The following is a 21761-nucleotide window of genomic DNA, read 5'->3' on the forward strand; positions in this document are numbered from 1 at the left end:
GGATGGGGGATGACTGGGAGTGCGACTCGGCTTCAATCTCGGCTACCTCACGGGCGCTGGCTCACCGGCCGACCAACTGGCGCTCGTCCAGGAGGCGGAGCGGCTCGGCTACGCGGTGGTCTGGGCCGCCGAGGCGTACGGGTCCGACTCGCCGAGCCTGCTCGCCTGGCTGGCCGGCCAGACCAGCCGGATCGACGTGGGCTCGGCGGTGATGCAGATCCCGGCCCGCACCCCGGCGTCGACCGCGATGACCGCCGCCACCATCGACACGTTGTCCGGTGGCCGGTTCCGGCTCGGCCTGGGGGTCTCCGGTCCGCAGGTCTCCGAGGGCTGGCACGGCGTACGGTTCGGTCAGCCGTTGGTTAGGACCCGCGAGTACGTGGAGATCGTCCGGCTCGCGGTCGGGCGCCAGCGGGTCGAGTACGCGGGCACGCACTACACCCTGCCGCTGCCCGACGGCCCGGGCAAGGCGTTGAAGCTCAACTTCCGCCCGCCCCGGCCGCGGATTCCCGTGTATCTGGCCGCGGTCGGCCCCCGCAACCTCGAACTGGCCGGCGAGATCGCCGACGGCTGGCTGGCGGTCTTCTTCTCGCCCAGCACCGCCGCCGACCAGTTGGCGTTGATCGCCGCCGGCCGGGCCCGCACCGGTCGCGACCTCACCGGCTTCGACGTGGTGCCGGCCGTGCCGGTGGTGGTCGGCGACGATGTCGCAGCCTGCGCCGACCTGCTGCGCGGGTACGCCGCGCTGTACGTCGGCGGGATGGGCAGCCGGACGCAGAACTTCTACCACCAGTTGGCCACCCGGATGGGCTTCGGGGCCGCCGCAGACGAGGTGCAGGACCATTATCTGGCCGGCCGGCTGCGGGAGGCCGCAGCCGCCGTACCGCTGGAGTTCATCGATCAGACCGCGCTGCTGGGCCCGCCGGACCGGATCGCGCAGCGGATCGGCGAGTATGCCGCCGCGGGCGTGACCACCCTGTCGGTCAGCCTGTTCGACGCCGACACCGAGGCGCGGTTGGCGACGCTGCGGACCGTGGCGCGGGCCCTCGACGTGGCCGGGGTGGGGCAGTGAGCTGGATCGAGGTCATCGTGCTCGGCGTGGTGCAGGGGCTCACCGAGTTCCTGCCGATCAGCTCGTCGGCACATCTGCGGATCACCTCGGCGTTGTTCTTCGAGGCGGACGCGGGCGCCTCGTTCACCGCCGTGACCCAGTTGGGCACCGAGGCTGCGGTGCTGCTCTACTTCGCCAAGGACATCTGGCGGATCACCCGGACCTGGGTCGTCGGCATCTGGAATCCCTCGGTACGCAGCGAGCCGGACTACCGGATGGGCTGGTACGTCATCGTCGGGTCGATCCCGATCGGGGTGATCGGCCTGCTGTTCAAGGATCAGATCCGCGACGGTCTGCGTAACCTGTGGATCACCGCGACCGTGCTGATCGTGTTCGCGCTGATCCTTGCCGTCGCGGAGTACCTCGGCCGGCAGACCCGCACGCTGCAGCGGTTGACTCTGCGTGATGGCGTGATCATGGGTTTCGCCCAGGCGATGGCGCTCATCCCAGGCGTCTCCCGGTCCGGTGGCACGCTGACCGCTGGACTGCTGTTGAACCTCACCCGGGAGGCGGCCGCGCGGTTCTCCTTCTTGCTGGCCATCCCGGCGGTGGTGATGTCCGGGCTGTTCAGTCTGCCCGACGTGTTCGACCCGCAGGGCCGGGCGCCGACGGCGGCCCAGATGGTGGTGGCGACCGCCATCGCGTTCGTGGTCGGCTACGCGGCGATCGCCTGGTTGCTGCGCTATGTCGCGCATCACACCCTGTACGCCTTCGTGCTCTACCGGGTGGCGCTCGGTTCCCTGGTGATGGCGCTGCTGGTCACCGGAACCATCTCGGCCACCTGACCGGACCCGACCGCTGTGACCGGGTCGGCCGCCGGCCGGCGCGCGGCCGCCCCCCGTAGGCTGGTCCGGTGGCGACGTTGGTACTCCTGCGACATGGTCGGACGACCGCCAACGCGGAAGGCGGCTTGGCCGGCCGGCAGCCGGTCGAGCTCGACGAGACCGGCCAGGCACAGGCCCGGGCGGTCGGTGCCCGGCTGGCTGGGGTGCCGTGGGCACAGGTGGTCAGCAGCCCGCTGATCCGCTGCCGGCAGACCGTGGAGCTGGCCGTCCCCGGGGCGACCCCGGTGATCGACGACGGGTTGATCGAGTGTGGGTACGGCGAGTGGGAGGGCCAGTCGCTACGGTCACTGGTGAAACAGCCGCTGTGGCGGGTCGTGCAGGAGCATCCGAGCGCTGCGGTGTTCCCCGGAGGGGAGGCGCTGGCCGCCGTGGCGGCCCGCGCGGTGGCCGCGGTGCGGCACTGGAACGGTGTGGTTGACGCCGAACGCGGGCCCGACGCTCTCTGGCTGGCCTGCACCCACGGCGATGTGATCAAGGCCATCGTGGCCGACGCGCTCGGCCTGCACCTTGACCTGTTCCAGCGGATCGTGGCCGATCCGGCCTCGTTGACGGTGATCCGGTACACGACGACCCGGCCGTTCCTGGTGCGGCTCAACGACACCGGTGGTGACCTGGCCGGGCTGGTGCCGGGGAAGCAGCGTCGGCCGAGGCGACGGGGTGGGTCGGCCGATTCCGATTCCGATGCCGCCGTCGGCGGCGGCGCCGGTGCCGGCGGACGTGACCGGCAGTGAGCGTACCGGTCAATCGGGTCGGTGCGTTACCGGATCGACCCGGCCGCCCGATAGGGTCGATGACATGACCCACCAGGTGCATGCCTTCGAGCCGCCGGAGCGGTTCGTCGCGGGGACCGTCGGGCCGCCAGGGGAGCGGATGTTCTTCCTGCAGGCCCGGGGTGGCGGTCGCGTGGTCAGCGTGGCCCTGGAGAAGGTCCAGGTGTCGCTGCTGGCCGAGAAGCTCGAGGAGCTGCTGGCCGAGGCGCAGCGGCGGTTCGGTGTCGATGTGCCGGAACTACCGACCGGGCAGTCGGACAACGAACCGCTGGAAACGCCGGTCGACGAGGAGTTCCGGGTCGGCACGCTCGGCTTGGCCTTCGACGTGGACACCACCACCGTTGTCATCGAGGCCATCGCCGCCGGTGAGCCGGAGACCGGGCTCGAAGCCGGCGACGACGACGGCCTGCTCGACGATGACACTGACGACGATGACACTGACGACGAGGTCGACGCCAGTCTGGACCGGCTCCGGGTCCGGCTGACCCCGGCGGCGGCCCGCGGCTTCATCGACCGGGCACGGCGGGTGGTGGCCGCCGGGCGTCCACCCTGTCCGCTCTGTGGTCAACCGCTGGACCCGCGGGGCCACCTCTGCCCGCGGCACAACGGCTACCACCGCTGAGGTGACGGAGACCGGCCGGCAGCCGGCGGTGGACCGGGACGCCACCGTGCTGCGACTGCTCCGTACCGGCGCGATGCGGCTCGAAGGCCAGTTGATCGATGCATCGAACACGACGTTGCGGGCCGTCATCGAGGCCGACGGGACGGCGATCCGGTGCGTGTACAAACCAGTTCGCGGGGAACGCCCACTGTGGGACTTCCCGGACGGCACCTTGGCTGGCCGGGAGGTCGCCGCCCATTTGGTGGCGCAGGCGCTCGGGTGGCCGTTGGTGCCGCCTACGGTGTTGCGTGACGGTCCGATCGGTCCGGGTGCCTGCCAGCTGTGGATCGACGAGCCGGACGGATCCGTGCCGCTGGTCGACTTTGTCGCGGCCGACCAGGTGCCGACCGACTGGCTGCCGGTGGCGGCGGCTCGGGACACGGACGGGAAGCCGTACGCTCTGGCGCATGCCGACGATCCGCAGCTGGCCCGGCTCGCGGTGTTCGACATCGTGGTCAACAACGCCGACCGCAAGGGTGGGCACGTGCTGGCCGGACCGGACAACGAGGTGTACGGCGTCGACCACGGCTTGTGCTTCCACGTCGACGACAAGCTGCGTACGGTCTTGTGGGGCTGGTCCGGGCGCCCGTTGCCGCCGGAGGCCGGGTCGGCGTTGCGTCAGCTGCGTACAGCGATCGACGCGACGCTGGGCGGGCAGCTGGCGTCGCTGCTCACCCAGGCCGAGATCACCCAACTGGCCGGGCGGATCGACGGGCTGATCGAGGCCGGGCGGTTTCCGTCGCCGCCAGCGACACGTAGCGCGATCCCTTGGCCGCCGATGTGATTCATCTGCCATTCTCCGGCGTCGCCGGCACTGCTGGATAGGGTGGCGCCATGGACTCCTGGACCGGTCACGAGGTGCCCCGGCTGCCCGGCGCCGGTGTGCCGTTGGCGTTGTTCGACTCCGCACGGCGGGCGGTGGCACCGACCCGGCCGGTCGACCCGGCGACGATGTACGTCTGCGGGATCACCCCGTATGACGCCACCCATCTCGGGCACGCCGCGACCATGCTCGCGTTCGATCTGGTGCAGCGGATGTGGCGGGACGCGGGGCACCGGGTGCGGTATGTGCAGAACGTCACCGATGTCGATGATCCGCTGCTGGAGCGGGCGGCCCGCGACGGGGAGGACTGGGTGGTCCTCGCGATGCGGGAAACCGCGCTGTTCCGGGAGGATATGGAGGCGTTGCGAATCATCCCGCCGGACCACTACGTGGGTGCGGTGGAGTCGATTCCGGCCATCGCCGAGCGGGTCGGCGTCCTGCTCGACCGCGGCGCCGGCTATCGGCTTGCCGATGGCACCGGTGACGTGTACTTCGACGTGGCCGCCGCGCCGCGGTTCGGCTACGAGTCGAACCTGTCCCGGGAGCAGATGCTGGTCTTCGCCGCCGAGCGGGGTGGTGATCCGCAGCGTCCGGGTAAACGTGACCCGCTGGATCCGCTGCTGTGGCGCGGCGCCCGCGACGGTGAGCCGGCCTGGGACGGCGGTGCGCTGGGCCCCGGCCGACCGGGCTGGCACATCGAGTGCGCGGTGATCGCGCTGGGTCTGCTGGGTGACCGGATCGACGTCCAGGGCGGCGGCAACGACCTGCTGTTCCCCCATCACGAGTGTTCCGCCGCGCACGCGGAGGTGCTGACCGGCACCGGTCCGTTCGCCGCCCACTACGCGCACGCCGGCATGATCGGGCTCAACGGGGAGAAGATGTCCAAGTCCCGGGGCAACCTGGTCTTCGTCTCCCGGCTGCGGGGCGACGGGGTGCCACCGATGGCTCTGCGGCTGGCGCTGATCTCCGGGCACTACCGGGCTGATCGCCAGTGGACCGACGACACGCTCAAAACCGGTCAGCAACGGTGGCACCGGTGGCGCGAGGCCGCCCGGTCCGCTGCCGGACCGTCCGGCGCGCAGCTGCTCGCCGGAGTCCGGGGCCGGCTGGCCGACGATCTCGACACCCCGGGTGCGTTGGCCCTGATCGACGAGTGGGCCGACCACGCGCTCGCCGGTACCGGGGTGGACCCGCAGGCCCCGGCGTTGATGGCCGAGACCTGCGATGCCCTGCTCGGGGTGTGCCTGCGCGACTGACCCGGCCGACCGCATCCGCGCCGGAGCACTGGTCGGGTCCGACGCCGTCGTCGGACCCGACCAGTGCTCCGGTTAGTTCGGTGTGCAGGTCAGGGTCGGTGCGACAGGGGTTCCGGTGGCCGAACCGATCAGACCGAAGCTGGTGGATGCCCCGGATCCGATGCTGCCGTTGTAGCCGACGTTGGTGGCGGTCACGGTCGAACCGTTGCTGTTGATCGTGGCGTTCCAGGCCTGGGTCACCTGCTGCCCGCTGGGGTTCGTCCAGCTCACCGTCCAGCGGCTGATCGGCGTTCCGCCGGCAGTCACCCGCACCTCGGCCTGGAAGCCGCCCTGCCAGCTGGCGACGACGGAGAAGGTCGCGGTGCAGCCGCCCGGCGCCGGGGTGGTCGGTGGTGCGGTGGTCGGTGGTGCGGTCGTGGGCGCCGGGGTAGGCGGTGCGGTGGTCGGGGCCGGCGTGGTGGGCGTCGGGGTCGCGCCGGTGCCGCCGAAGTTCACGTCGCTGCAGAAGTAGTAGGTCTGGTCGGCGTGGCTGGCCTTCCAGATCAGATAGACGAGGTGCCGTCCGGTCCGGCCGGGTGCGCTGACCGGGATGTCGACCGACACGCCGTTGAGGTTGGGGTTGCTGGTCCGGGTGCCCTCACCGGGGTCCGCGCCGTCGGTGGTCCGGACCAGCTCCAGGTCGCTCCAGCGCAGCCGCTGGGTGAGTGGGTTGAATCCCTGCCGGGTCACGTACACCAGGTGGTAGTCGGCGCCGTGCAGCGCCTGGTCGTGGTAGGTGACGGTGAAATTCGTGCCGACGTCGGAGGCTCGCCAGTTGCCGGGTTCGTCCAGTGCGGCGTACCGGACCCCGCCGGTGTTGCCAGCGCTGCACAGTTGGCCGTCGGGGATGTGGGCCTGATGCTGGCCGTTGACGCCGTCGATGTAGAGGCTGTTCCAGTTCCACATGGCGGTGGAGTCCGCCTGCCAGGCCCGCCAGCACATCGGGTCCTCGGTGGCCATCGCGGGGTTCTGGAAGTCATTGGCCCAGCGCTCGTAGCACCCGTAGTTGCGCGACGGCGGATCGATCGACGATCCGTGTGCGGTGGCCACGTCGGCGAGCGCGGTGGTGCACAGCAGTGCGGCGGCTGCCGCGACGGTGAGCACCCGGCGCAGCGGTGCCCATGAAGAGGCGGTGAGGGAAGGCATGTCTGCTCCCGGACAGAGGTTGGACGGCGGTGGCGGGTTCGCCGGGACAGGCGTTCCCGCCGGATCGGATGGCGGGTAGCCCGGTCCCGCCATGCCGCGCGACCCTCGCGACAGTCCCGTCCAGAGATTCACACGCCTCGATTTTCTATGTCAATAGTTTGAATGGAAAACAAAGTAAGGCGAAAGAAACTCCCGGTCAGCCGAGTACGAGACCGGGATCCGGGTCCGGATCAGGCACGGGTTCCGGGACCCGGTACTCCTCGGTCAAGGTGGTCACCGGGCCGGGCCAGGTCGCCTGAGCCACCTCGATCGGTCGCCGGTCGCCGTCGTAGGCCACGTGCAGCAGATGCAGCACCGGGGTGTCCGGACGGATCCGGAGCAGCTGCGCCTCCTGCCGGCTGGGCTGGCGGGCGCTGAGTACGTCGCGCGCCCAGACGTACCGCCGACCGGTCACCTCCTCGGCCTCCTGGTAGGTGGGCCGGCCGAACGGCTCGGCCCGCTCCAGACTGGTGCCGGCGGCGTCGGCCACGCGGAACCAGGATGCTCCCACCTCGACCGGTGAGTCCTCGGTGCGGACCAGGTGGCGGCGGACGATCAGCTCGGTACCGTCGGTGACGCCGAACGCGTCGGCCACCTCGGGCACCGCCGGAGCCCGGCCGACCTCGGTCAGGTGCTGGCGGTAGCGCGCCGCCAGGTCGGCGTGGTATCCACGGTGTCCGCCGTACCGGCCGCGGGCAAGTCGGTTGAGCCGGCGTCTCGTGCCCCGTACGAACGTGCCGGAGCCCGGCTTGGTGATCAGCAGTCCTTCGACGCGGAGCTGATCGACGGTACGCTGCGCGGTCTGCTTGGCCACGCCGTACATCTCGGCGAGCGCGGGGATGGCGGGTAGCCGTTCGCCGGGTGCCCACTCACCGCGCCGGATCCGTTCCCGGATCAAGTCGGCGATCTGGCGGTGTGGAACCTCGGCGGCTCCAGGATTGACCTGCATCTGCGAACCGACCGTCCTTCCCGATGAAAGATACCTAGCATCCTAGGAAAACAAACGAGACGTGTCCAGCCCGACTACCGGCATAACCGCACCACCGGAACAGTCGATGACAGGCCCGGTGACCCGGCCGTCCCGCGCCGGGTCACCGCCCGGCGGCGGTCACCGCTTGCGGGCGATCAGCGCACCGTTCGCACCGGGGGCGTCGAAGACGACGGTACGGATGGAGCCGAAGCCGGCATCGGCCAGCCAGTCGGCGTACTCGGTCTCCGAGTAGTTGCGCCCGCCCTCCGTCTCTACCAGCATGTTCATCCCCATCAAGGCGGCCTCGGGCGGACCGGTGCGGTCGGGGTTGAGCAGCAACTCGCAGACGACGATCGTGCCGCCGGACGGCAGCACATCGTGGCAGCGGGCCAGCAGCGCCCGGTTGGTCGCTTCGTCCCAGTCGTGCAGGATCATGCCGAGCAGGATGGTGTCGTGTCCCTGAGGGAGCTTCTCGTCGGCGAAGAAGTCACCGGCGACGGTGTCGATCCGGTCGGCCAGGCCGGCGGCGGCAGCCTTCTCCGCGGCGACCGGCACGACGTGTGGCAGGTCGTAGACGCTCGCCCGCAGATGCGGGTAGCGCCGGCACAACTCGATGGGATACGCGCCCGACCCGCCGCCCAGGTCGAGTAGCCGGTGGTGGACGCTGAAGTCGTAGGCGTCGCCCAGTGCGCGGGCCGTGAAGATCGACGCGGCGTACATCGCCTCCAGGAACAAGTTCCGGATCCGCGGGTCCACGTCGGCGAAGAGCGACTCCTGGGTGTCCGGATCCCAGGTCAGTGGCCGGTCGGTACGCAACGCCTCACCGATGCGGTGCCACGGTAGGTAGGTGCGTTCGTCGCAGTAGCGAATCTGACCGCCGAAGTAGTAGGGACGGTCGGCTACCAGGAACTCCTCGGCGATCGGCGCGTTGCGGTAGCTGTTGGAGCCGGGTTGCTTGGTGAGCAGTCCGAGTGAGGCGCAGGCGGCGAGCAGGGTATCCGCCGGGCGCTCAGCCAACCCGTACTCGTCGCACAGCTGCCCGACGGTGATGGTCCGGCCGCCGGCGAGCCTGGTGAACAGGTTCAGCTCGACGGCGGCGGCCAGGGTCTTGAAGCTCCAGAAACCGGTCACCAGACGCATAAGAGGGGTGGGGGTTAGCATCCGGACATTTTCCGGTAAAGGGCCGTCCGACTGACGGAGCTGTCAGTTAGCCGATAGATCCAGGTCGGGTATCCGTCCGGCCGGTCACCACGAACCGGCTGTCGGGCCGGCCGACCCGCCCCTGCGGCGCAGGTACTTCTCAAACTCCTGAGCGATCTCGTCACCGGTCAGCGGCTGGATACCAGCGTCGCCGACCCGTTCCTCCAACTCGCGAACGTATTCGCCCAGCTCGGCGTCCTGCTCGGCGGTGGTCCGCACCCGGGCCTCCCACTTTGCCGCCTCCTCGGCCATGTCAGCCATCGGCACCGGCAGGTCGAGCACGTCCTCCACCCGGTGCAGCAGCGCCAGTGTCGCCTTCGGGCAGGGCGGGTTGTTGGCGTAGTGCGGCACGTGCACCCAGAACGAGACCGCGTCCACCTCCGCGCGGGCGCAGGCGTCCTGCAGTACTCCGACTATCCCGGTGGGACCGTCGTACCGGGTCGGGACGAGCTGGAGCCGCTGCGCCGCCTCCTTCTCGGAGGCGGTCCCGCTGATCGGCAGCGGCCGGGTGTACGGCACGTCGGCGAGTAGAGCGCCGAGCAGCACCACCCGGTTGACCTCGAGGCTGTGGCACAGCTCCAGGACCTGTTCACAGAAGGTGCGCCAGCGCATGCTCGGTTCGATCCCGTGAATCAGCACCACGTCCCGGTCGGTGCCTTCCGGGCTGGCCACCATGAACCGGGTCGTCGGCCACTCGATGCGGCGCGCGTCACCGCTGGAGCCGGTGATGGTCGGCCGGCTGACCTGGAAGTCGTAGAATTCCTCCGGGTCCAGCGCGGCGATCTCCCGGGCCCGCCAGACCTCCTGCAGGTGCTCGACGGCCGCGGTGGAGGCGTCCGCGGCGTCGTTCCAACCTTCGAACGCGGCGATTGCCACCGGTGACCGCAGCACCGGAAGACCGTCGAACTCGGTCACCGGGCCTCCTTGCCGTCATTGCGACCTGGCAGCGTGCGCGCGGTCGTTGCGACTACTCGTCGACGTCTGGGTGCGGGGTAGTTGTCGTGCCTCACCCTGTCAGCCTACGTGCCGGTCAACGACCCGGCCCGGTGGCCGCGCCGGCTCCACCGGCGGCCTGATCCGCGCACCGCCGCCGTACGTATTGCGCAACTGGGGCAGCATGGACCGCAGACGGCCACGCGTCGCCGTCCGACAACTGAGCGAGGAGGCCGGTATGCGTCAGCCCGGCGACCGTGTCCGCGGCCGGTTTCAGCTGGTGGCGTTGTGTGCCGCCGTCGTCGCGGCGGCGGCCTGCGCCGCGGTGCCGCTGCCCGATGCCGGGCCGGGTGAACCCAATCAGCCGGCGGTGCCCGGGGGCGGTGCCACCGGGGCGGCCGACGGGTCACTCGACGGCACCGACACGGTCGAGGAGTTCGAGCAGGACATCGCGGGGGCCGAAGCTCTCGCCGACCAGTACTGGTCGCAGCGGTTCGCCGGGTTCGGCGCGGCGTTCGAGCCGATCGGGCAGGCGATCGCCTACCAACGCGACGGCGAACTGAGCTGCGGCGACCAGCTCATTCCGCGCAACAACGCGGTCTACTGCCTGACCAGCGGGTCCGAGTTCATCGCCTACGACGCGAACTGGGCATTCGACGTGTTCCAGACGGTCGGCGACTCGTTCCTGTTCTACCTCATCGGCCATGAATACGCGCACGGCATCCAGGTGCGGCTGGATCTGGAGTACCGGTTCAGCATCCAGCGGGAGCTGGCCGCCGACTGTCTGGCCGGGGCCTATCTCGGTGACTCGGTACGCGACGGCACGCTGCAGCTCGACGACGGTGACCTGGAGGAGTTCCAACGCGGTCTGGCGAGCGTGGCGGACGATCCCGACCAGCCCTGGTTCGAGGAGGGCTCGCACGGCACCGCCGACCAGCGGATCGCGGCCTTCTTCAACGGGTACGACCGGTCGCTGGCCGGGTGTGACCTGACCTGACTCACGCCGGCCGGCGACCTGCGCCGTCGCCGGCTGGGCGACAGCGCTGTGATCAGGCAGGATCGTGGGACAACCCGTCGTGCCCGGACCAGGGAGGTTCCGCTGAATACCCCGCCACCCGCCGCCGTCCTGTTCGACATGGACGGAACGTTGATCGACAGCGAGAAGCTCTGGGACGTGGCCCTGCGGGAACTGGCCGTGCACTACGGCGGGCAACTGTCTGCCGAGGCGCGGTTGGCGATGGTGGGTTCGGACATGGCCACCACGATGGGGCTGCTGCATGAGGACCTGGACCAGCCGTGGCGGGACCCGGCGGCCGGCGCAGCCTGGCTGACCCGTCGGGTCACCGCACTGTTCAGCGTCGGCGTCCCGGCCCGGCCGGGCGCCTTCGAGCTGGTCCGGGCCGTCCGGGCGGCCGGCCTCCGTACCGCGCTGGTCACCTCGACCGAACGTGCCCTGGTCGACGTGGCGCTGCACACCATCGGGCGGCACAACTTCGACGTGGTGTGCTGCGGCGACGAGGTGCCGGCGACCAAACCCGATCCGGCCCCGTACCGGACCGCCGCCGCCGCCCTCGGCGTGTCGGCGACGGACTGCGTGGCGGTCGAGGATTCCCCGGCCGGGGTGGCCAGCGCGCACGCCGCCGGGGCGGCGGTGCTCGCGGTGCCGGCCGAGGCGGCGTTCCCGGTGCCGGACCGGGTCCAGGTACGGGCCAGTCTGTGCGACGTGACCGTGGCCGATCTGACCGCGCTGCTCGCCGCGTACCGGGCCGATCTGCCCGTGGCGGCCGGTTGACGGGCAGCCCCGGTTCGGGGCTGCCCGTCAACCGGCCTGGCCGGTCACTCGTGCGAGATCGCCTGCAGTACGTTCAACCGGGACGCCCGCCAGGCCGGCCACCAGGCAGCGACCACGCCGGCCAGCGCGGCGGCGACGACGAACCCGACGAGTTGGCCGACCGGCACGCTGACCACCGACAGCACGTCCTGGCTGCGCATCGCGAACGACGCGGCCAGTCCGAGCGCCACGCCCAACGCCACACCGAGCAGGCAGCCGAAGACCGCCATCAGCAGTGATTCGACGCGGACCATCCGGCGGACCTGGCGTCGGCTCATCCCTACCGCGCGTAGCAGCCCGAGTTCCCGGGTGCGTTCGTAGATGCTCAGCACCAGGGTGTTGACGATTCCGATGAAGGCCACCAGCACCGCGAGGGCCAGCAGTACGTAGAAGATGCTGAGCAGGATGTCGACCAACTGGTTCTGCTGCTCGACGAAGCTGCTGCGGTCGCCGACCGTCACCAACGGGTAGTCGGCCATCAGCGCCTCGGTCTCGGCGACGATCCGCTGCACGTCGGCGTCCGGGGTGGTGGCGACGAACCCCTGGTAGGCCAGCGGCCCGGCGAGGTACTGCACCTGGGACTCGGGCAGGATCAGCCCGGCGGTGAGCGCGGTGCGGTAGACGCCGACGAGTTCGTAGGCCCGTTCGCCGCCACGCGGCATGTCGATGACGATGTCGTCGCCGACCGTCCATCCGTTGGACTGCGCGGTGTTCACGTCAACCACCGTCTCGCCGTCGCCGGCGTCGAGGCGGCCCTGTACGGTCTCGAAAGCGAACATCGGGCCGGCCTGTGACAGGTCGGTGGCGGAGATGAGCTGGTTGGGGCGGCCGTCGGCGGTCAGTATCGCGATGTGGTACGCGACGGTGCCGGTCACACCGTCGATCTCGGCTACCTGGTCGAGGCGTTCGGGATCGAAACCCTCCCGCCCGGTCGGCAGTTGCTGGCCGTTGGTCAAGATGATGATCTCGGCCCCGAGGCCGTTCTCCACCAGGTCGGTGGTGGTCGCCTTCAACGACGACCCGATCACCGCGATGGTGCTGACCAGGGTCACCCCGATCATCAGTGCAGCGGCGGTGACAGCGGTACGCCGCGGGTTGCGCAGCGTGTTGCGTCGGCCGAGACCGGTCGCCGTACCCCAGCTGACCAGGCGACCGACGGTGCCGGCCACCGGACGGGTGAGGGCGGGCGACAGCAGCGCCACGCCGATGATCGACAGCAGTACCCCACCGCCGAGCGCGACGGCGGTCAGCCCGGAGACACCGATCAGACCCACGGCCAGCAGCCCCGCGCCGAGCGCGGTGACCACCCCACCGGTGATGGTGAGCCCGGTCAGTGGCCGGTCCGGGCGGACCACGTCGCGCATCGCGGCTACCGGCGGAACCGCCGAGGCGCGGATCGCCGGGATCAACGCCGCGACCATGGTCATCAGTACACCGACCAGGTAGGACGCCAGGATCGCGACCGGTGAGACGATCAGCCCGCCAGCGGGCAGCGACAGCGCTTCGACCGCCAGGAACTGCAGGCCGGCGGCGACGCCGATGCCGGCGGCCAGGCCGAGGGTGGCCGCGATCACGCCGACGACCAGCGCCTCGATCAGCACCGCCGAGGTGACCTGGGCCCAGCTGGCGCCGAGTGCCCGGAGCAGGGCCAGCTCGCGGGACCGCTGCGCGACCAGGATGTTGAACGTGTTGAAGATCAGGAACATGCCGACCAGCAACGCGATCAGCGCGAACCCGAGGAAGAACCAGTTGACGAAGGTCAGCAGCTGGGTGAACTGGGACGCCTGCTCGTCGGCGAGCTCCGCGCCGGTCACCGCCTCGAACCCAACTGGCAGCCCGTCGGCCACCAGCCGCTTGAGCTCGTCGTCGGTGACGCCGGGGTCGGCGGTCAACTGTGCCGCGCCGAACACTCCGGCCTCGCCGTAGAACAACTGCTGTGCCCGTGGCACGGTGAAGGCGACCAGGGTCTCGCCGCCGAGGGTGGACCTGCCCCCGCTGTACTCCAGCAGGCCCACCACGTCGTACTCGCTGGCCTGGTAGGCGCTGGAGACGTACACCCGGAGCCGGTCGCCGACCGTGACGCCGGCCTGCTCGGCGGTCAACCGGGTCACCGCGACCTCGTCGTCGGCGCTGGGCGTGCGTCCTTCGGCGATCTGGAGCAGCGCGTCGTCGTCGCCTGCTGCGGTCAGGCCGATGCCCAGCTGCGGTGCCTGGCTCGGCACCGCCTTGCCGTCGGCGGCCCGGAACGGGATCACCCCGGTCGAACTGGCGTCACCGGTCACCGACGCCACCCCGTCGATAGCGGCGATGCGATCCAGGTCAGCGTCGGTCAGCAGCGGCGGCTCCGCCTGCTGACCGGCCGAATCGGCCGCCTGCACCTGTACGGCGACGTCCGCGTTGACGGTCTGGAAGAGCCGTTCGAAGCGGCTGCTCAAACTGTCGGTGAGCACCGTGGCGCTGGAGACGAACAGCACCCCGAGGATGATCGCCACCCCGGACAGCACCAGCCGCAGCTTGCGGGAGAGCAGACTCTTCAACGTGGCGCGCAGCATCAGGCATGCTCCTGCTCGATCGCCGCGACGTCGAGGCCCTTCAGCCGGTCGAGGACCGCCTCGGCGGTCGGCTGCCGTAGCTCGTCGACGATCCGGCCGTCGGCGAGAAAGACGACGCGGTCGGAGTAGGAGGCGGCGACCGGGTCGTGGGTGACCATGACGATGGTCTGCTCGTGGTCGCGTACCGAGTTGCGGAGGAACCCGAGGACGTCGGCACCGGCGCGGGAGTCGAGGTTGCCGGTCGGCTCGTCGGCGAAGACAACGTCCGGGCGGGCGACGAGGGCGCGGGCGCAGGCGACCCGCTGCTGCTGGCCACCGGACAGCTGGGTGGGTCGGTGGTGCAGGCGGTCACGCAGGCCGACGGTGTCGATCACGGTGTCGAACCAGGCCGGGTCGGGTTTGCGGCCGGCGATCGCCATGGGCAGCAGAATGTTCTCCTCGGCGGTGAGCGTGGGGAGGAGGTTGAACTGCTGGAAGATGAAGCCGAGTTTGTCCCGGCGGAGTCTGGTCAGCCCGGCGTCGTTGAGTCCGGTGACTGTGGTGTCGCCGATGGTGATGGTGCCGCGGGTGACGGTGTCGAGCCCGGCGAGGCAGTGCATCAGGGTGGACTTGCCGGAGCCGGACGGCCCCATGATGGCGGTGAAGCGGGCGGGTTCCAGGTCGAGGGTGACGCCGTGCAGGGCGATCACCTGGGCTTCGCCGGTGCCGTACACCTTCCACACGTCGGCTGCCCGGGCAGCCGGTCCGGTCGCTGTCGTCGTTGTCACGTCGGAGGCTCCTACCGTTGTTGTCTGTCGCCAACGGTATGTTCCGGCAACGGTGACTGGGTCCTGCCCGGGAACGGTTCACCACTCCGTCCACGACGGGGCCGCTCCTCCGACCTGAGGATGATCCCAACGGGCCGGACTCATCCGCCCGGGCGGACCAGGCCGGACTCGTACGCCAGCACCACGGCCTGGACCCGGTCCCGCAGCCGGAGTTTGGTCAGCACGTGTCCGACGTGGGTCTTGATGGTGGTTTCGCTGACCGACAGGGTGGTGGCGATCTCGGCGTTGGACAGCCCTCGGGCCATCTGGATGAGCACTTCACGTTCCCGTTCGGTGAGCACGTCCAGCACCTTCGGCGGTGCCGCGTCCGGGTCGGGCAGGCTGAGCGCGAACTTGTCCAACAGCCGGCGGAGGATCCGGGGGGCCACCACGGCCTCACCGACCGCCACCGTTCGGATGGCGGCCACCAGGTCCTCGGCGGGCACGTCCTTGGCCAGGAAGCCGCTGGCACCGGCGCGCAGCGCCCCCACCACGTACTCGTCGAGGTCGAAAGTGGTGAGGATGAGGACCCGGACCGGCAGCCGGGCGTCGACGATCGCCCGGGTCGCCGCCACCCCGTCCATCCGGGGCATCCGGATGTCCATCAGCACGACGTCGGGCAGGAGCCGGCGGGCCAGGTCGACAGCTTCCGCTCCGTCCGCCGCCTCGCCGACGATGTCCAGGTCGTCCTCGGCGCCGAGGACCATCCGGAATCCGGTGCGCAGCAGCGGTTGGTCGTCGGCGAGCAGGATCCGCACCGGACGGGTGGTGGACGGCGCGGCGATGCCGGGTTCGCTCACGGTGCTCCTTGTCGGGTAACCGCCCCCAGCTGCTCCATCGGCAGCTTGGCGTAGATGCGGAAGCCACCGCCGGGGCGCGGGCCGGTCCGCAGCGTGCCACCGTACAGGGCCACCCGCTCCCGCATTCCGACCAGACCGTGCCCGACCCGGCCGCGGTCCGGACCGGGACCGCGGCCGGTGTCGAAGACCTCGACAATCAGCCAGTAGACGCCGAAGCTGAGCCGCACCTCGGCGGTTGCCGCTCCGGCGTGCTTGAGCGCGTTGGTGAGCGCCTCCTGGACGATCCGGTAGAGGGTCAGCGTCACACCGGGATCCAGGTCCCCGGGTACCCCGTCGATCCGCAGGGTCACCGGCAGACCGGCCTCGCGGATCTGCTCGACCAGGGATTCGATGCCGCCGAGCCCTGGCTGCGGGGTGAGCTCGGCGTCGGCCGGTTCGGCGTCGGTGCGCAGGACGTCGAGCAGCCGCCGCATCTCCCGTAACGTGCTGCGGCTGGTGTCGGCGATGGTGCCGAGCGCCTCGTCGGCGGCGGCCGGGTCGCGTTGCAGTACCCGACGGGCACCGGTGGCCAGCACCCCCATCACGCTGACATGGTGGGCGACGACGTCGTGCAGCTCCCGGGCGATCCGTCGCCGTTCGTCGGCGACCGCCTGGTCCGCAGCGGCCCGCTGGTTCTCCTCGGCTACCCGGGCGCGTTCGGCCAGCGTCCGCGTCGCCGACCGGCGGGCGTGCACGGTCCGCCCGATGAAGAAGGCGACCAGCATGGTCAGCCCGTTGACGAACAGCAGGTACATCCGGGAGATTCCCGGCAGTTCGGTGCCCTGCGGCAGCACCGCGTTGACGGTCAGCACCGGCAGCCACAGTACGGCGGTGGCGACGACCGCCGGGCGCAGCGCCAGCCAGCAGGCCGCGGTGTAGGTCAGGATCACCAGGGCGAGCGCCATGCTCACCGGTTCGTGGCCGGTCAGCAGCGGAACGGCCACCATCGCGGCGCTGGCCAGCACGGCGGGCCAGACGACGACTCGGCGCAGCGCGATCGGCGCCGCCGCGAGCAGACTCCAGCCGACGACGGCCGGCCAGTCGAGGCCCGGCCCGGGCCTCGACTGACCGGGCTGGCCGAGTCCGTGCAGGGCCAGATCGACCAGGATGACCGCGGCGGCGAGCAGACCGTCGCGGGCCAGCACCGACGGTACCGGCCCGGTCGTGCCGGCGCTCCGGGCCCTACGCCACCACCGCCACCACCGCCGTGACCCGTGCGGTCCGGTGGACCGGTCCGGCTCGGTGGGCTCCATGCCGCGACGGTATCCGGTACGGCGGTGGCGTCGCGCCCACCGCGGTACGAACCTGGCCTCCTCCCTCAGGAGGAAACCAGGTCCTGCGCCAGGTCGGGAAAGGGCGGCGGGGTCCCGCCGTACACCGGGCAGTACGTCTGGTAGCTGCACCAGTCGCAGAGCCGGCTCTGTTTGGGGCGGAAGTCCCGGCTCTCGGTGGCCTGCAGGATCGCCCGCCACAGCGCCAGGACGGTGCGTTCGAACCGCTGCAGCTCCTCGGCGTCCGGCGTGTAGTCGCAGATCTCGGCGTCGCGCAGGTACAGCAGCCGGAGCACCCGGGGGACGACGCCACGGGTACGCCACAGCACCAGAGCGTAGAACTTGAGCTGGAACAGCGCCCGGGACTCGAACGCCTCTCGGGGGGCACCGCCGGTCTTGTAGTCGACCACCCGCAGATCCCCGGCGGGGGAGACGTCCAGCCGGTCGATGTAGCCGCGGATCAACAGCTGCCCGTCGACCACCGCGTTGACCAGGCTCTCCCGTTCGGCCGGTTCCAGCCGGCGGGGATCCTCGACGGTGAAGTAACCGTCGAGCAGGTGTCGGGCGGCGGCCAGGAACTCGTCCAGCTCCGGGCGGCCCGCCTGCTCGTCCGGTGCCGGCTCCGCCGGCCCGGTGGTGACGACGTCGGCCAGCGTCGGGTCGGTGTCCAGCAGCCGTTGCCACTGCGGGGCGACCAGGTCGGCGGCCGCCGCCGGGGTGCGCTGGTCGGCCGGCAGATCGAACAGACGCTCCAGGACGGCGTGGACCAGGGTGCCCCGGGCCTGGTCGACGGTGGTTCGCTCGGGCAGCCGGTCGATGCTGCGGAACCGGTACAGCAGCGGGCAGGTCTTGAAATCGGCCGCCCGCGACGGCGACAACGTGGCCAGCCGGGGTGGTTCGACGTCGGGCGCGATGTCCGGGCCGATTGTCATCAAATGCCTTCCGTGGATACTCCGGCCTTCCGGCCGGGGAGGAAACGGACTCCTGCGGAGCAGGGCAGGGAGAGTCGATTCGCCGAGGCGGATCGACGTCCACCGCTCGCGCGCCAGGACCCTCCGGCGGGCGAACAGATGTGCTAACGTGGCGTCGCCTTTCCGGTGACAACCAGGCCGGTCAGGTCTACCGCCGGGCTGGTGGAAGTGACGTCTGTGGAGACTGTGTAGGACCGATGGGCGGTGCTCCGTCCCTTGCCGTTGATTCGGGTCGGCTGTGGTCGGCGAAGCAGAAAGCTCGATCCGTGAGGGTCGAACCTCCCTGCTTCAGCAGGGGGAGATGTCAAGGCACGCAGGGTATGGCACCGCTGTGACAATCCGGCCGGCGGCTCGGCGTCAAACCGTGCGCGCCGGCCGGTACGGTGTTCCGTAGCATCAACCCGATGGAGGACACCGCGAAACGCCCCGACCGGCGCCCTGACCGGCGGCCGGGGATCAGCCTCGGCCGGGTGCTCGGCTTCCCGGTGCACCTCCACACCTCGGTGCTGTTCCTGGCGATCCTGGTCACCGTGCTGTACGGCGAGTTCGTCCGCACCCAGTTGGACGTGCCGCAGCCGGCCCGGTACGCGGTCGGGCTGGGCTTCGTGGTCTGTCTGCTCGGTTCGGTGCTGCTGCACGAGTTGGGTCACGCGTTGACCGCCCGCCGCTACGGCATCGGCGTCCGCGGGATCACCCTGGAGATGCTCGGCGGCTACACCGAGATGGACCGGGACGCCCCGACCCCCAAGGTCGACCTGCTGGTGTCCCTGGCCGGTCCGGCGGTGTCGCTGGTCCTGGGCCTGGTCGCGGTGGTGGCCACTGTGCTGCTGCCGGACCGTACGTTGATCAACCAGTTGGCGTTCCAGTTGGCGGCGGCGAACCTGCTGGTGGCGGTGTTCAACGCGTTGCCGGGGCTGCCCCTCGACGGCGGGCGCGCGCTGCGTGCCGCGGTCTGGGCGGTGACCAGGGACCGCCACGTCGGCACCGAGGCCGCCGGTTGGGTCGGTCGGGCCGTGGCGGCGGGCACCGCCGGCCTGGTGGTGCTGCTCACGGTGGCCGGTATCCTGTCCCCGTTCGGGCTGATCTTCATGCTACTGGTGGCGTTCACCCTCTGGCAGGGTGCCGGCCAGTCGATCCGGGTCGCGCGCATCGGCCGCCGGTTCCCGTTGGTCGACCTGGAGATGCTCGCCCAGCCGGTCTTTCCGGTGCCGAGCGGCACGCCGTTGGCCGAGGCGCAGCGTCGGGTCGCCGGCCCCCACCCGGCGCAGCCGGGTGGCCGGGAGCCGGCCATGGCGGTGACGGACTCGGTCGGCCGGTTGGTCGCGCTGGTGGACCGGGCCGCGGCCGCGGCGGTCCCGCCGGAGCGCCGCCCGTGGGTGGCGGTCGACACCGTCGCGCGCGGCATCGACGGGGTACGCCGGATCCCGGTCGACCTCACCGGCGAGCAGGTGGTCCGTACCGTGCAGGAACATCCGGGCGCGCAGTACCTGGTGACCCGGGGCGAGGACGTGATCGGCGTGCTGCACGTCGCCGATCTGGCGCAGTTGTTGGAACCGAACCGAAAGATGAGCCCGTGACCCCTCCGCCGACCGCCGTCGCATCCGGCGACGTCAGTACCACGCCGATCTCGACCCGGCGTGGCCCCTTCCAGCCGGGCGACCGGGTGCAGCTGACCGACCCGAAGGGGCGGATGCACACCGTCACGCTCGCTGCCGGCCGGTCGTTCCACACCCATCGCGGTGCCCTGGCGCACGACGAGCTGATCGGCCTGCCCGAGGGCAGCGTGGTGACGTCGGCCGGCGGTACCGCGTACCTCGCCCTGCGTCCACTGCTGGCCGACTACGTGCTGAGCATGCCGCGCGGGGCCCAGGTGATCTATCCGAAGGACGCCGCACAGATCGTGACGATGGGTGACGTGTTCCCAGGTGCCCGCGTGCTGGAGGCCGGTGCCGGGTCGGGCGCGCTGACCTGTTCGCTGCTGCGCGCTGTCGGCACCGACGGTGAGGTGCACTCGTACGAGGCCCGGGCGGACTTCGCCGAGGTGGCCCGGGCGAACGTGCGGGCGTTCTTCGGTGGCCCGCACCCGGCGTGGCGGCTGCACGTCGGTGATGTCGCATCCTGTCCGGAGGTCGGCTTCGACCGGATCATCCTGGACATGTTGACGCCGTGGGAGGTGCTGGACCTGGTGGCTCGGGCGCTGCTGCCCGGCGGGGTCTTCGTCGGCTACGTAGCCACCACGCCGCAGCTGAGCGAACTGGTCGAGGCGTTGCGCGCCGACGGTGGGTTCACCGAGCCCCGGGCGTGGGAGTCGCTGGTGCGGGACTGGCATGTCGACGGGCTGGCGGTGCGGCCCGACCACCGGATGATCGGGCATACCGCGTTCCTGGTGTCGGCCCGCCGGTTGGCGCCGGGGGTGAGCGCGCCGCCGCGGCGGCGCAAGCCGAGCAAGGGGGCGGAGGCGTACGCGGCGCGCCGCCGGGACCACACCGGTGCGCCGGTGCCGTCCGACGCCGCTGGCCCGGCGTCACCCGACGGGGCCGAAGGGCCGGCGGCGTCGCGGGGCACGGTGGCCGGGACGGGTTCGGCATGAGCCGGCCCGCGTTCGGTGGTGGCGAGTTGCCGGCGGTCTTCCCTGACTGGTCGCCCTATCCGGAGCTGGACGCGGCCAGCCGGGCGTACCTGCGGGATCCGGACGTCGCGCTGGAGGCGCTCGGTGGGGTGCTGGCGGGTGCCGAGGTTCTCGCCTTCACCCTCGAGCGGTTCGTCAACGAGGTCAACGGGGTCTGGCAGGAGGTGGCGATCTGCGACGGCAGCCGGATGGTCCTGTGGCACGGTGAGGACGTTCCGCCGGGGGACGGGCCGGTCGGGTCGATGACGTCGTCGCTGCGGGTGGTGCCGTTGTCCACGGTCACCGAGGTCGGCTGCCGCCGCCGGCTGACCCGTACGCCGACCGGGCAGATCCGGGTGGACAGCGTCGACGTCTACCTGCTGCTCAGTTCGCAGGACGAGACGCAACCGGAGGAGCATCTCGGCCCCCGGCACGACGCGCTGCGGTTCGGCAAGACGCTCGACGACGGTGGTTCGGGGCAGATCGCGCGGCTCGAGGAGTTCGCCCGGGTGGTCGCCTCGGTGGTGGGCCGGCCGTTGCTGTGACATGGGTCACGCATCGCAGGGCAGGTGGCCGTGCCGGCGGGCAGCAGCCGTACTGGTAGTACTGGGTGGCTAACCGGCGTCCGGTCCGCTGACCTCGGTCTGGTCGTCCGCGCGGACCACGTGGATGCACTCGCCGGGACAGTCCTTGGCCGCGTCGATCACGTCGAGCCGCAGCCGTTCGGGGACGGCGACCCGGGCGCCCTCGGCGACCTGCAGTTCGCCGGAGGCGTCCTTGACGTAGGCGAGTCCGTCGATGTCGAACTCGAAGACGTCCCGGGCGTACTGCACGCACAGCCCGTCCCCGGTGCAGAGGTCCTGGTCGACCCAGACCTGCAGCTCCGTGTCGGTTGATGCCGTTTCGCCCGGCTCTCCGGGGGACCGGGTCTCGGTCGGGGTCGTCACCGCGCACCTCCCTGGGTCGTGCCCGTCCTCGCGTCCCGACGGTACCCGACACGCCGTGGGACCGGCCGGCCAGGCGTCCGTCGGCCGCTTGTGACGTGCCCGAGCGATCAAGGTTGTGGGACGACTGTGTTGCGTGGGTTCGA

21 protein-coding genes are annotated in these 21761 nt (G+C 70.9%); 11 read left to right on the forward strand and 10 right to left on the reverse strand.

Annotated elements, in window-relative coordinates; all coding sequences use genetic code 11:
• Nucleotides 1–19: 19 nt before the first annotated feature.
• The 6 genes from O7621_RS20055 (at nt 20) to mshC (ending at nt 5466) form a co-directional block, all read left to right on the forward strand.
• On the forward strand, nt 20–1072 hold the full coding sequence (locus tag O7621_RS20055; RefSeq protein ID WP_282230666.1) for an LLM class F420-dependent oxidoreductase: 1053 nt from the start codon (nt 20–22) through the stop codon (nt 1070–1072).
• Complete coding sequence (locus tag O7621_RS20060) at nt 1069–1896, forward strand: undecaprenyl-diphosphate phosphatase (protein ID WP_282230667.1); 828 nt, start codon at nt 1069–1071, stop codon at nt 1894–1896. Before O7621_RS20055 ends, O7621_RS20060 begins: the two co-directional genes overlap by 4 nt.
• 68 nt (nt 1897–1964) lie before the next feature.
• A complete protein-coding gene (locus O7621_RS20065) occupies nt 1965–2687 on the forward strand; it encodes an MSMEG_4193 family putative phosphomutase (protein ID WP_282230668.1) in 723 nt (240 codons plus the stop codon).
• A 64-nt stretch (nt 2688–2751) separates the two neighbouring features.
• Nucleotides 2752–3348, forward strand: coding sequence for a DUF3090 domain-containing protein (locus tag O7621_RS20070; RefSeq protein WP_282230669.1), 597 nt, complete (start codon nt 2752–2754; stop codon nt 3346–3348).
• Between the two features lie 73 nt (nt 3349–3421).
• Nucleotides 3422–4171 (forward strand): SCO1664 family protein, encoded by a 750-nt coding sequence (locus O7621_RS20075; RefSeq protein ID WP_282234666.1) that lies wholly within the window; start codon nt 3422–3424, stop codon nt 4169–4171.
• Nucleotides 4172–4221: 50 nt separating this feature from the next.
• Nucleotides 4222–5466 (forward strand): cysteine--1-D-myo-inosityl 2-amino-2-deoxy-alpha-D-glucopyranoside ligase, encoded by a 1245-nt coding sequence (gene mshC, locus O7621_RS20080; protein ID WP_282230670.1) that lies wholly within the window; start codon nt 4222–4224, stop codon nt 5464–5466.
• A 72-nt stretch (nt 5467–5538) separates the two neighbouring features.
• Here the strand turns inward: mshC and O7621_RS20085 are convergent, their stop codons facing one another.
• The 4 genes from O7621_RS20085 to O7621_RS20100 form a co-directional block, all read right to left on the reverse strand.
• On the reverse strand, nt 5539–6651 hold the full coding sequence (locus O7621_RS20085) for a lytic polysaccharide monooxygenase (RefSeq protein WP_282230671.1): 1113 nt from the start codon (nt 6649–6651) through the stop codon (nt 5539–5541).
• A 196-nt stretch (nt 6652–6847) separates the two neighbouring features.
• The gene (locus O7621_RS20090; protein ID WP_282230672.1) at nt 6848–7639 is read right to left on the reverse strand and encodes a GntR family transcriptional regulator; all 792 of its coding nucleotides are present in this window, start codon (nt 7637–7639) and stop codon (nt 6848–6850) included.
• Between the two features lie 159 nt (nt 7640–7798).
• Complete coding sequence (locus O7621_RS20095; protein WP_282230673.1) at nt 7799–8821, reverse strand: methyltransferase; 1023 nt, start codon at nt 8819–8821, stop codon at nt 7799–7801.
• Between the two features lie 84 nt (nt 8822–8905).
• Complete coding sequence (locus O7621_RS20100; RefSeq protein ID WP_282230674.1) at nt 8906–9775, reverse strand: PAC2 family protein; 870 nt, start codon at nt 9773–9775, stop codon at nt 8906–8908.
• 256 nt (nt 9776–10031) lie between these two features.
• Here O7621_RS20100 and O7621_RS20105 point away from each other — a divergent pair, with 256 nt between their 5' ends.
• Together O7621_RS20105 and O7621_RS20110 are read left to right on the forward strand one after the other, a co-directional pair.
• Nucleotides 10032–10790, forward strand: coding sequence for a neutral zinc metallopeptidase (locus tag O7621_RS20105; RefSeq protein WP_282230675.1), 759 nt, complete (start codon nt 10032–10034; stop codon nt 10788–10790).
• Between the two features lie 102 nt (nt 10791–10892).
• Nucleotides 10893–11585, forward strand: a complete 693-nt coding sequence (locus O7621_RS20110) for an HAD family phosphatase (protein WP_282234667.1) — start codon at nt 10893–10895, stop codon at nt 11583–11585.
• 44 nt (nt 11586–11629) lie between these two features.
• Here the strand turns inward: O7621_RS20110 and O7621_RS20115 are convergent, their stop codons facing one another.
• From O7621_RS20115 to O7621_RS20135, 5 genes are all read right to left on the reverse strand, one after another.
• On the reverse strand, nt 11630–14176 hold the full coding sequence (locus O7621_RS20115; RefSeq protein WP_282230676.1) for an FtsX-like permease family protein: 2547 nt from the start codon (nt 14174–14176) through the stop codon (nt 11630–11632).
• Entirely contained in the window at nt 14176–14943 is a 768-nt protein-coding gene (locus O7621_RS20120) for an ABC transporter ATP-binding protein (RefSeq protein WP_282230677.1), read from the reverse strand. The genes O7621_RS20115 and O7621_RS20120 overlap by 1 nt, the downstream gene beginning before the upstream one ends.
• A 140-nt stretch (nt 14944–15083) precedes the next feature.
• A complete protein-coding gene (locus O7621_RS20125) occupies nt 15084–15782 on the reverse strand; it encodes a response regulator transcription factor (protein WP_282230678.1) in 699 nt (232 codons plus the stop codon).
• Nucleotides 15779–17074 (reverse strand): sensor histidine kinase, encoded by a 1296-nt coding sequence (locus O7621_RS20130; RefSeq protein ID WP_282230679.1) that lies wholly within the window; start codon nt 17072–17074, stop codon nt 15779–15781. The genes O7621_RS20125 and O7621_RS20130 overlap by 4 nt, the downstream gene beginning before the upstream one ends.
• A gap of 65 nt (nt 17075–17139) precedes the next feature.
• Nucleotides 17140–18024, reverse strand: a complete 885-nt coding sequence (locus tag O7621_RS20135) for a PD-(D/E)XK nuclease family protein (RefSeq protein ID WP_348775249.1) — start codon at nt 18022–18024, stop codon at nt 17140–17142.
• Between the two features lie 443 nt (nt 18025–18467).
• Between O7621_RS20135 and O7621_RS20140 the strand changes: the two genes are divergently transcribed.
• Genes O7621_RS20140 through O7621_RS20150 form a run of 3 tightly spaced genes read left to right on the forward strand, consistent with a single transcriptional unit; the run spans nt 18468 to nt 21216 of the window.
• Nucleotides 18468–19640: a site-2 protease family protein gene (locus O7621_RS20140; protein WP_282230680.1), complete on the forward strand. Its 1173-nt coding sequence runs from the start codon at nt 18468–18470 to the stop codon at nt 19638–19640.
• Nucleotides 19641–19687: 47 nt separating this feature from the next.
• Nucleotides 19688–20653, forward strand: coding sequence for a tRNA (adenine-N1)-methyltransferase (locus O7621_RS20145; RefSeq protein ID WP_282234668.1), 966 nt, complete (start codon nt 19688–19690; stop codon nt 20651–20653).
• Nucleotides 20650–21216, forward strand: coding sequence for a hypothetical protein (locus O7621_RS20150; RefSeq protein ID WP_282230681.1), 567 nt, complete (start codon nt 20650–20652; stop codon nt 21214–21216). The genes O7621_RS20145 and O7621_RS20150 overlap by 4 nt, the downstream gene beginning before the upstream one ends.
• Before the next feature lie 69 nt (nt 21217–21285).
• Here the strand turns inward: O7621_RS20150 and O7621_RS20155 are convergent, their stop codons facing one another.
• Nucleotides 21286–21618 carry a ferredoxin gene (locus O7621_RS20155; RefSeq protein WP_278169019.1) on the reverse strand — a complete coding sequence of 111 codons (333 nt, stop codon included), beginning with the start codon at nt 21616–21618 and terminating at the stop codon, nt 21286–21288.
• Nucleotides 21619–21761: the final 143 nt, after the last annotated feature.

Origin of the sequence: Solwaraspora sp. WMMD937, assembly GCF_029581175.1 — a bacterium.
In the GTDB taxonomy this organism is placed as follows: domain Bacteria; phylum Actinomycetota; class Actinomycetes; order Mycobacteriales; family Micromonosporaceae; genus Micromonospora_E.

What these genes read in the sequence shown, in the direction of transcription:
- O7621_RS20070 (WP_282230669.1), top strand. Translation starts at nt 2,752, where the DNA reads ATGACCCACCAGGTGCATGCCTTCGAGCCGCCGGAGCGGTTCGTCGCG.
- O7621_RS20075 (WP_282234666.1), top strand. Translation starts at nt 3,422, where the DNA reads ATGCGGCTCGAAGGCCAGTTGATCGATGCATCGAACACGACGTTGCGG.
- mshC (WP_282230670.1), top strand. Translation starts at nt 4,222, where the DNA reads ATGGACTCCTGGACCGGTCACGAGGTGCCCCGGCTGCCCGGCGCCGGT.
- O7621_RS20085 (WP_282230671.1), bottom strand. Translation starts at nt 6,651, where the DNA reads ATGCCTTCCCTCACCGCCTCTTCATGGGCACCGCTGCGCCGGGTGCTC.
- O7621_RS20090 (WP_282230672.1), bottom strand. Translation starts at nt 7,639, where the DNA reads ATGCAGGTCAATCCTGGAGCCGCCGAGGTTCCACACCGCCAGATCGCC.
- O7621_RS20095 (WP_282230673.1), bottom strand. Translation starts at nt 8,821, where the DNA reads ATGCTAACCCCCACCCCTCTTATGCGTCTGGTGACCGGTTTCTGGAGC.
- O7621_RS20105 (WP_282230675.1), top strand. Translation starts at nt 10,032, where the DNA reads ATGCGTCAGCCCGGCGACCGTGTCCGCGGCCGGTTTCAGCTGGTGGCG.
- O7621_RS20115 (WP_282230676.1), bottom strand. Translation starts at nt 14,176, where the DNA reads ATGCTGCGCGCCACGTTGAAGAGTCTGCTCTCCCGCAAGCTGCGGCTG.
- O7621_RS20130 (WP_282230679.1), bottom strand. Translation starts at nt 17,074, where the DNA reads ATGGAGCCCACCGAGCCGGACCGGTCCACCGGACCGCACGGGTCACGG.
- O7621_RS20135 (WP_348775249.1), bottom strand. Translation starts at nt 18,024, where the DNA reads ATGACAATCGGCCCGGACATCGCGCCCGACGTCGAACCACCCCGGCTG.
- O7621_RS20140 (WP_282230680.1), top strand. Translation starts at nt 18,468, where the DNA reads ATGGAGGACACCGCGAAACGCCCCGACCGGCGCCCTGACCGGCGGCCG.
- O7621_RS20150 (WP_282230681.1), top strand. Translation starts at nt 20,650, where the DNA reads ATGAGCCGGCCCGCGTTCGGTGGTGGCGAGTTGCCGGCGGTCTTCCCT.